The 6,561-nt window shown below is 73.4% G+C and carries 6 protein-coding genes; all 6 read left to right on the top strand.

The features are described 5' to 3' along the window. Nucleotides 1-149: 149 nt before the first annotated feature. Nucleotides 150-1,358 carry a JmjC domain-containing protein gene (locus BMY07_RS24080; protein ID WP_092783002.1) on the top strand — a complete coding sequence of 403 codons (1,209 nt, stop codon included), beginning with the start codon at nucleotides 150-152 and terminating at the stop codon, nucleotides 1,356-1,358. Continuing rightward, complete coding sequence (locus BMY07_RS24075) at nucleotides 1,355-2,095, top strand: class I SAM-dependent methyltransferase (RefSeq protein WP_177215739.1); 741 nt, start codon at nucleotides 1,355-1,357, stop codon at nucleotides 2,093-2,095. Before BMY07_RS24080 ends, BMY07_RS24075 begins: the two co-directional genes overlap by 4 nt. Further along, a complete protein-coding gene (locus tag BMY07_RS24070) occupies nucleotides 2,092-3,321 on the top strand; it encodes an MFS transporter (RefSeq protein ID WP_177215738.1) in 1,230 nt (409 codons plus the stop codon). The genes BMY07_RS24075 and BMY07_RS24070 overlap by 4 nt, the downstream gene beginning before the upstream one ends. 217 nt (nucleotides 3,322-3,538) lie before the next feature. Further along, nucleotides 3,539-4,294 (top strand): AfsR/SARP family transcriptional regulator, encoded by a 756-nt coding sequence (locus tag BMY07_RS24065; protein ID WP_092782996.1) that lies wholly within the window; start codon nucleotides 3,539-3,541, stop codon nucleotides 4,292-4,294. Between the two features lie 238 nt (nucleotides 4,295-4,532). Then, nucleotides 4,533-5,396 carry a 2-amino-3,7-dideoxy-D-threo-hept-6-ulosonate synthase gene (locus BMY07_RS24060; protein WP_245782611.1) on the top strand — a complete coding sequence of 288 codons (864 nt, stop codon included), beginning with the start codon at nucleotides 4,533-4,535 and terminating at the stop codon, nucleotides 5,394-5,396. After that, nucleotides 5,393-6,490 (top strand): 3-dehydroquinate synthase II family protein, encoded by a 1,098-nt coding sequence (locus BMY07_RS24055; protein WP_092782990.1) that lies wholly within the window; start codon nucleotides 5,393-5,395, stop codon nucleotides 6,488-6,490. The genes BMY07_RS24060 and BMY07_RS24055 overlap by 4 nt, the downstream gene beginning before the upstream one ends. Nucleotides 6,491-6,561 lie beyond the last annotated feature (71 nt).

Raw genomic sequence — 6,561 nt, 5'->3', positions numbered from 1 at the left:
CTGGGGCTCGACGGCGACCAGGAGTTCGCGGTGTACCTGCTGGGCGCGGGTGTCCCGGAGCGGGCCGACCTGGCACTGCCGGTGGACTTCGCCTTTCCCGGCCCGGCAGCGGTCTGAGGCCGACCCGATCCACGACCCCGGGAGCACCCATGGCGCTGGCGCGCTGCACCACACTGTCCACAAAGGCCTTCCGCGCCGGTGTCCAGCACCGGCGGCACCTGCACACCACCGCGGCCGAACTCCCCGGCGGCTTCGGTGACCTGTTCTCCGCCGCGGTGCTGGAGCGGCTGCTCGCCGATGGCGGTCTGCGCACCACCTCGGCGCGGTTGGTCCGCGCGGGCAAGGAGTCCGCGCTCATCGACGCCGGGCACGCCGACCCCGGGGACCGACCCGGTTCGGCGCCGTTCCTGAGCACCGAGGCGGTCCGCGCGGGTCTGGCGTCCGGGCACACGCTGGTGCTGCGCGCGCTGCACCGCTACCACCCGCCGCTGCGCCGGTTCACCCAGGCGCTGTCCGAGGACGTCGGCCACCCGGTGCGGGTCAACGCGTTCGTCACCCCGCCGCACTCGCAGGGCGTCGACCTGCACTTCGACGTCCAGGACGTGTTCGTGCTGCAGATCGCGGGCGAGAAGCACTGGGAGCTGCGCGCGCAACCGCTGGCGCACCCGCTGCCCAGCCAGGCCTGGTTCGACGTGTCGGCGAGCAGGCGCGCGGAGCTGGCGGCCGCGTCGACCCCGCTCGACGAGCTGACCCTGCGCCCCGGCGACACGCTGTACTTCCCGCGCGGCACCATGCACTCCCCGCGCACCACCGACGAGCTGTCCATCCACCTGACCTTCGCCATCCCGCAGATCACCCGGCACGACCTGCTGACCGAGCTGGTCGCGGTGGCGGGTCCCGGCGACGAGTGGCTGCGCGAGAGCGTGTCGCTGGCGGAGTTGGAGGACGACGACCAGGTGGCGCGGGCGACGTTGCGCGGCTTGGCGCAGCGGCTGGCCGCGGCGGCGGAGTCGGCGAACCCGGCGGACCTGCTGTGGGCCATCCGGTCCCGGGCCTTCGCGGAGATGCCCGCCGAACCGGTCCCGGTGCTGCCGCCCACCACGCCACCGCGATCCCTGCGCGTGCGGGAAGGTGTGCGGTTCCGGGTCGTCGACGACGGGGACTCCTTGGCGCTGCACGGTTCCGGCAAGCGCGTGCGGCTGCCGGTCGAGGTGCGCGGCGCGCTGGACGAGCTGCGCAGCACCGGCACGCTCGACCGCGGCCGCTGGGACGAGGAGCTGACACCGCCCGGCGCGGAGCAACTGGTGCGGGTGTTGACCGACATCGGCCTGCTCACGACCGGGCCGGTGGCGCGGTGACCGGGTCGGCCGCCTACGGCGAGCACTGGGCCGAGGTTTACGACGAGTGGTTCGGCCAGCTCGACGACACCGAGTACGCGGTGGCGGTGCTCGCCGAGCTCGCCGATGGCCGGGAGGCGTTGGAGATCGGCCCCGGCACCGGCAGGCTGACCCTTCCGCTGGCGCGCACCGGGATCGAGGTGACCGCCGTGGAGGCCTCGCCGAGCATGGCCCGCAAGCTGCGCGATAAGGTGGTCGACGAACCGATCCGGGTGGTCGACGGGGACGCGGCGGTCATCCAGCTCGCCGAACTGGGCCCCGCGGTCGGTTTCGGGCTGGTCTACCTCAGCTGCAACACCCTGTTCCAACTGTGCACCCAGGAGTCCCAAGTGGACTGTATCGCGCGCGCGGCCGAGGCGCTGCGGCCCGACGGCGTCCTCGTCGTCGAGGCGTCGGTCCCCGATGTCGCGCTGCTGCACGCGGGCAGCAAGCACGGCGTGCGCCAGGTCGGCGCCGACCGGGTGGCCATCACCCAGGTCCGCGCGGACGTCGCCACCCAGCGGCAGGTGACCACCACGGTGGTGCTCGACGGCGGACCGCCCACGGTGCTGCCGGTCGTGGAGCGCTACATCTCCCCCGCCGAACTGGACCTGATGTCCCGCCTCGGCGGCCTGGGGCTCAGCGAGCGCTGGTCGGGCTGGGAGGGCCGCCCGTTCGACTCGCGCAGCACCGGGCACGTCTCGGTGTACTCGCGGTGAGCGGACTGCGCGCGCACCCTCGGTTCCTGCGGGTGTGGCTGGGTCAGGCGTGCGGCGCGGTGGGCGACCAACTGCTGCCGGTCGCGGTCAGCCTGTACGTGATCAGCCGGGGTGGCGGGGTGGCCGAGGTGAGCCTCGTGCTCGGCGCCCGCGCCGTCGCCCTGGTGCTGTGCCTGCTGGTGGGCGGTGTGCTCGCCGACCGGGTGCGCCGCAGCCGGGTCCTACTCGGCGCGGACTGGTTCCGCGGCGCGTTGCTGCTGGCGACCGCGGTGGCGCTGCCCGCGCTGCCGTTGCTGGTCATGCCCGTGGTGGTGGCGCTGGTGGCCGCGGGCGAGGCGTTGTCGCGTCCGGCTTTCCGCTCGATGGTGCCCACCCTGCTGCCCGGCGACATGCTCGAGCGCGGCAACGCCCTGGTGTCGGCGGCGCAACGCAGTGCGGCGGTGCTCGGCGCGTTGGCGGGCGCGGCCGTGGTCAGCTTTGTCGGCCCTCGCGCCGCGTTGTTCGCCGCGGGCGCCGTGTTCGCCATCAGCGGCCTGACCGTGCTCCGCCTCGACGACACCGCTCCCGCGGCACTGGGGCGCTCGGTGCTCGCCGACGCGGCGGCCGGGGTGCGGGCCATGCGGGAACGGCCGTGGGTGCTGGCCGTCATGTCCACCGCCAGCGTGCACCTGATGACCGGGACGGCGGCGGCGCTGACGCTGCTGCCCCTGATCGCGCACGACCGGCTCGGCGGCGATCTCGCCTACGGCGCGGTGCTGGCGGCGATGGCGATCGGCGCGCTGCCCGGGCTGGCGCTGGCGGGCCGGTGGCGGCCCAAGGCCAAGGGCGTGGCGTCGATGTGCGTGCTGTCCGGCTACGCGCTGGTGCCGTTGAGCCTCGCGGTCGCGCTGCCGCTGCCCGTGGTGATGGCGTGCTTCGCGATCGGCGGTTTCGCCGTCGAGTTCTTCTTCGTCTACTGGCTCTCGGCGTTGCAGCGCGGTATCCCCGGCGAGGTGCTGGGCAAGGTCCTCGCCCTCGACCAGCTCGGCGCGTTCGCCCTGCTGCCGGTGGGGTACCTGCTCGTCGGTCCGGTCGTCGGCGCGGTCGGCGCGGGCCCGACGCTGGTCGGCGCGGCCGTCGTCGTCGCGGCCACCAGCGCGCTGTGCCTCGTCGTGCCCGGGGTGGCGCGCTTCGCCGATCCGGACACCGGGGTCGACGAGGTCGCCGCGGCGGGTAGCCGGGGCTGATCGGCGGGGGTCCACGACCGGCGGAATCACCCTGATGGCGCACCGGCGCACTGCTACGATGGGATTTCACAACGCGATCGCAGCAGTGCGGAACAATGGCCCCTCCGATTCCCGGTCCGCTTTGTCCGAGCACGCGGGGACCATTTCCGGGTGCCGGATCGCGGCGGGGTCGATGCCATTGGGGGAATGGATGCGATTCGGGGTCCTTGGTGCGCTGATGGCCACCGACGGCGTCGTGTGCGCGGTACCGAGCGCGCCCAAGTCGCGGCAGCTGCTGGCGCTGCTGATGATCGACGCCGGGGAGTTCGTCCCGGTGGACCGCTGCATCGCCGAGCTGTGGTCGGCCGACCCGCCCAAGACCGTGATGTCGACCCTGCAGACCTACGTGTTCCAGATCCGCAGGCTGCTGCGCGCGCTGTCGGGCGCCGACCGCGGTGAGCTGCTGGTGACCCGCAAGCAGGGCTACCAGCTGCTGCTGGCCGAGGACGACCTCGACGCGCACCTGTTCGCCGCGGCGGTGCTGGCTGCCCGCGCCGCGGTGCGCGCAGGCGACGACCTGCGCGGTTCCGCCGAGTTCGAGCGGGCGCTGCGGCTGTGGCGCGGTCCGGTGCTGGCCGATGTCGCGCCGAGCCCGTCGATCACCGCGTTCCAGGTGAAGCTGACCGAGCACCGGCGCGGCGTGCTGGAGCAGCGCATCGAGGCCGACCTGCGGCTGGGCAGGCACGCGGAGCTGGTCGGCGAGCTGTGCGCGCTCGCCGAGGCGCACCCGACGCACGAGAACACCCACGCCCAGCTCATGGTGGCGCTGCACCGGTGCGGGCGGACCGCGGAGTCGCTGCGGGTCTACGAGCGGCTCAGCTCGCTGCTCGGCGACCAGCTCGGCATGCTGCCCAGCCCGCGGCTGCAACGGCTGCGCGAGGCCGTCCGCACCGCCGACGCCGTGCTCGCGCCGCCCGCGCTCAGCACCGGCTGACGTTTTCTCGACCACCGAGGAGTCGCTCCCCCGGTTCCCGGCGGGCAATTCACCCCGGCCGTCGTCGATTCCCGGCGTCGAAAGCGGAGTGGACCAGTACCGGTGGTCCGCTGTGGCCTGCCCGGGCCGACCTCCGCATTCCGCCGAAACCCGCTGTCGCTCGGTTCTTTAGCGGCGAATGCGACGGTGAAATCGAGGCAAGCACGACATCCGACAGATGCCGAGGGGGAGGTGCGCCGTGCCGGTGCAACTCACGGGGAAGCTGTTGCGGTTGGCCAGGTTGTCCCGCCGCGCCGACGACCGGTTCCTGATCGTGCCGCTCGACCACACCATCACCGACGGGCCGATCGGGACCGCGGCCGGGTTCGGTCGGCTGGTCGGCGACATCGCGGCGGGCGGCGCGGACGCGATCGTGGTCCACAAGGGCCGGGCCAGGACGCTGCCCGCCGCCGTGCTCGCGGACTGCGGGCTGATCATCCACCTGAGCGCGAGCACCGCGCACGGCCCGGACTCCGACGCCAAGGTCGTCGTGGGCACGGTGGCCGACGCGGTGCGGCTGGGCGCGGACGCGGTGAGCGTGCACGTCAACATCGGCTCGGCGACCGAGTCCCGGCAGCTGGCGGACGCGGGCGCGGTGGCCGACGAGTGCGAGCGCTGGGGGGTGCCGCTGCTGGCGATGATGTACCCGCGCGGGCCGCGCATCAGCAGCCAGTTCGACCCGGACCTGCTGGCGCACGTGGCCACCGTGGCCGCCGACCTGGGGGCGGACCTGGTGAAGCTCCCGCTGGCCGCGCCGGTGGAGGCGATGGCCGACGTGGTCGCCGCCTCCCCGCTGCCGGTGGTGGTGGCCGGTGGCGTGCTGGCCGAGCTGAGCGGGGCGGAGTTGGCGACCACGGCGCTGGCCGCGGGCTGCCACGGCCTCGCGGTCGGCCGCAGGGTGTTCACCAGCGCGTCGCCGCGCCAGACCGTGCGGGAGATCGCCGCGGTCATCCACGGCGGCGACCCAGACAGCTCCACTGTGGACAGTGTGGCGCTCGAACTGCCGGTACCCAAGGGGAACAACCCCCGAATCGATGACGACCGAATGGTAGGTGCGCGGTGAAACACGCCTGGATCGACATCCGTTCCGTCGCCGAGCAGCAGCGTGAGGCGGTGCTCGACGCGGCGATCCACGCCAGGGTCGACGCCATCGTCGGCGACGACCCCGCGCTGCTGGCCACGCTGCCCAACACCGTGCGCCGGGTGCTGGCGCCGCGGCCGGGGCAGCAGGCCGAGGTCACCGGTGACCTCGTGGAGCTGCGCGAGGTCGCCACCGACGAGGACCTGACCGCGGTGCGCGGCGTGCGCGGCTCGGTCGGGGCGTTCGTCAACGTCGTCGACGACCCGACGCTCACCCTGGCCTGCGCGGCCGCGGTGGCGCTGCCCTACACCGTGGTGCAGTTCAAGGACCCGACCAAGATCCCGCTGGAGATCGTGATCGCCGCCGCCGACCCGGCGCCGGGGATGCTGATCTGCCACGCCGAGGATGTCGACGACGCGCGGATCATCGTGGACGTGCTGGAGAAGGGCTCCGACGGCGTGCTGCTCGCGCCGCGCACCGCGAACGACGTGTTCGCCCTGGTCCGGTTGCTGGCCGAGGAGAGCGCCCCGCTGGTGCTCGACGCGCTCACCATCGAGTCCATCGAGCACCGCGGCCTCGGCGACCGGGTGTGCATCGACACCTGCTCGCAGTTCGAGGAGGACGAGGGCATGCTGATCGGCTCGTACGCGCACGGGTTCATCCTGTGCTGCAGCGAGACCCACCCGCTGCCGTACATGCCGACCAGGCCGTTCCGGATCAACGCGGGCGCGCTGCACTCCTACGTGCTCGGGCAGGACAACCGCACCAACTACCTCTCGGAGCTCAAGTCCGGCAGCGAGGTGCTCGGGGTCGGCGCGGACGGGCGCACCAGGCGGATCGTGGTGGGGCGGACCAAGTTGGAGTCCCGCCCGCTGCTGAGCATCAACGCGGTCGGCCCGAACGGCAGCCGGATCAACCTGATCGTGCAGGACGACTGGCACGTGCGGGTGCTCGGCCCGGGCGCCAAGGTCCTCAACGTCACCGAGCTCAAGCCGGGTGACCAGGTGCTGGGCTACCTGGCCACCGACAAGCGGCACGTCGGCTGGCCGGTCGGCGAGTTCTGCGTGGAGAAGTGACCGCACCGGTCCGCCGGTGACCGCGCCCTCCCCCGCGCGCACCGGCGGACCGGGTCCACGAGGGAGGGGCA

The organism is Actinokineospora terrae (assembly GCF_900111175.1).
Lineage (GTDB): Bacteria > Actinomycetota > Actinomycetes > Mycobacteriales > Pseudonocardiaceae > Actinokineospora > Actinokineospora terrae.
Note: the sequence above shows the minus strand (reverse complement) of the source record. Positions and strands in the feature narration are given on the sequence as shown.